Source organism: Neisseria sp. HMSC061B04 (genome assembly GCF_001836705.1).
Taxonomy (GTDB): Bacteria; Pseudomonadota; Gammaproteobacteria; order Burkholderiales; family Neisseriaceae; genus Neisseria.
Genome location: NZ_KV830221.1, coordinates 1 through 2,230, shown reverse-complemented (window position 1 = coordinate 2,230; position 2,230 = coordinate 1). Strand labels below are relative to the sequence as shown.

At 44.5% G+C, this 2,230-nt stretch carries 2 protein-coding genes and 1 pseudogene; all 3 read right to left on the bottom strand.

The features are described from left to right. Positions 1-72: 72 nt before the first annotated feature. Positions 73-467 (bottom strand): annotated as a pseudogene (locus HMPREF2661_RS11275) (transposase); the annotation flags it as partial. Between the two features lie 312 nt (positions 468-779). Beyond that, positions 780-1,517 carry an SDR family oxidoreductase gene (locus tag HMPREF2661_RS08930; protein ID WP_234398626.1) on the bottom strand — a complete coding sequence of 246 codons (738 nt, stop codon included), beginning with the start codon at positions 1,515-1,517 and terminating at the stop codon, positions 780-782. 215 nt (positions 1,518-1,732) lie between these two features. Next, positions 1,733-2,026 carry a YciI family protein gene (locus HMPREF2661_RS08925; protein ID WP_049323299.1) on the bottom strand — a complete coding sequence of 98 codons (294 nt, stop codon included), beginning with the start codon at positions 2,024-2,026 and terminating at the stop codon, positions 1,733-1,735. Between the last annotated feature and the right edge of the window lie 204 nt (positions 2,027-2,230).

Here is a 2,230-nt window from a genome sequence, read left to right as displayed (position 1 = left end):
ATCCACTGATTCTACCCAAATACCCCCTTAATCCTCCCCGGATACCTGATAATCAGACATCCGGGCCGCCTTTTAGGCGGCAACAGGCACACTTAGCCTGTTAGCCGCTTTCAACAGGTTTAAACACATCGCCTTCAGATGGCTTTGCGCACTCACTTTGAGCAGACCAAAATAGGCTGCCCGGGCGTAGCGGAATTTACGGTACAGCGTACCGAAGCTTTGTTCGACCACATAACGGGTCTTCGACAAATATCGGTTACGTTTGGTTTGCGCTTCCGTCAGCGGACGGTTGCGGTGGGCTTTGCGCATAATGCCGTCTAACAGCTGATGCTCTTTCAGATGTTGCCGGTTTTCCTCACTGTCATAACCTTTGTCGGAATAGATGGTCGTTCGGTAATGCCTTCCAACAAAGGCGACAGGTGTTTGCACTCATGGGTGTTGGCGGGAGTGATGTACAGTTTCTCGATACTACCACTTAATTGTCAAAGATTGGAATAGGGGATAGAGCTTTTACTGTCTCAAGTACCTTCACCTTCTTTGAGAAGAAGTTTGTCAATATAGTTAAATAGAGTGAGGAGCAAACAAATGCCAACGAAGAGTAGGGAACCCAGTAGCTGAAAACAGTAATCAAGCTGATGTAACGATGTGATTAAAAACCCACAAGTAGAACAATACTTAGCCGATTACCAAGCACACTTGGAAAAAGTATTCGGTTAATTGGGGGAATATTAGTTTAGAAGGTGAGCATTCTTGCTCACCTTTTTTATTTCAAACAGTTATCAAACTTCCTGGCGAGTAGGGCGGAAGATGATTTCATTTATGTCCACTTCTTCAGGTTGACTGATTGCGAACAGGACTGTTCGGGCAAAGCTAGATGCAGGAATCTCATTGTGAGCATAGAAGTTCTCCATTGCGCCGCTAGCCATTTCAGAGCTGCTGCCATGTTTTAATTCGCTTTCAACTGCACCCGGGCAGAGAATAGTAGTGCGCAAATTGTAAGGTTTAACTTCCTTGCGTAGGCTTTCCGAAATAGCGCGTACCGCGGTTTTGGTCGCAGAATAAACAGCACATAATGGCCCCCAAACGTGTCCGGCTACGGAAGAAACATTGATGATCTGACCGCTCTTTTGTGTTTTCATGGTCGGTAAAACAGCTGCAATGCCATGTAAGACGCCCTTGATATTGATGTTGATCATTTGATTCCATTCATCCACTTTCAATTCTTCCAACAAGGAAAGTGGCATGACGCCGGCGTTGTTGAGCAATACATCAATACGCCCGTATAGATCTAATGCTCGCTGCGCCAAGGTTTGTACCTCGTCTAATTTGGTGACATCCATTTGTACACAATGATCGTGGGAAAGACTTAACTCATCGGCAAGGGCATGTAAACGATCTAGACTGCGCGCCCCTAAGATGACTTTTGCCCCAGCTTGTACCAAATGGCGAGCGGTTTCAGCACCCAGTCCGCTAGATGCGCCAGTGATGATGACAACTTTGTTTGCTATGTTTTGCATAATATCCTCCTTAATTAACGGATAAAGTGTAATTGACCTTGATTGCCTAAATAGGCTGTCTGAATAGCGGTCTAGTGTTTATCGGCAATCATCTTGTCGGTTTGTTTCAAATAGTCTTTAAAATGTGGGGTTTCGCGATGAGCCTGATAGGCAGCTTGTGTGTTTAATGCCATGATAACTCCTAAAAGTGCGGTCAATTTTTTCATCTTTTTCGCTTAGGCTTTGAATTGCTCAATATTTGTAGCCACCATTTTCGGTGTAAATTCACTAATCACATAAGTCGCCAAGTTTGGATAGTACGAGTCTTCCGCCAAAATATGCTCTAACTCTGCGCGATCTTGCGTTTGTGCGATAATCACACCGGCACGTTCACGTTCAGTAAATGGACCAATAATCAGAAAATTGCCGGCTTGATGGTATTTGGCAAACCATGCGGCATGTTTTGGAAATAGTTCCTCGTGTTGTTCGGGGGTAATGTCTTCGTTTACAGTAATGTCGATGATGTACATAATTTCTCCTTGATAATAAATAAAAGGGTTAACAATTAGGCTGCAATGGCTTTAATTTGAGCAATCAAACGCGCTGCATGTTCACGGGCTTGTTCCTGTTGGGCTTTGATCGCGGCTTCATCACGACCGACATAACTGATGCCACAAGTGTAAATAGGCGTTTGATAATCTAAGGGGCTGACGTAGATTAGCCCTAAATTCCAC

Coding starts and splice junctions, on each gene's coding strand:
- HMPREF2661_RS08925 (WP_049323299.1), bottom strand. CDS start 2,026: ATGTACATCATCGACATTACTGTAAACGAAGACATTACCCCCGAACAA.
- HMPREF2661_RS08930 (WP_234398626.1), bottom strand. CDS start 1,517: ATGCAAAACATAGCAAACAAAGTTGTCATCATCACTGGCGCATCTAGC.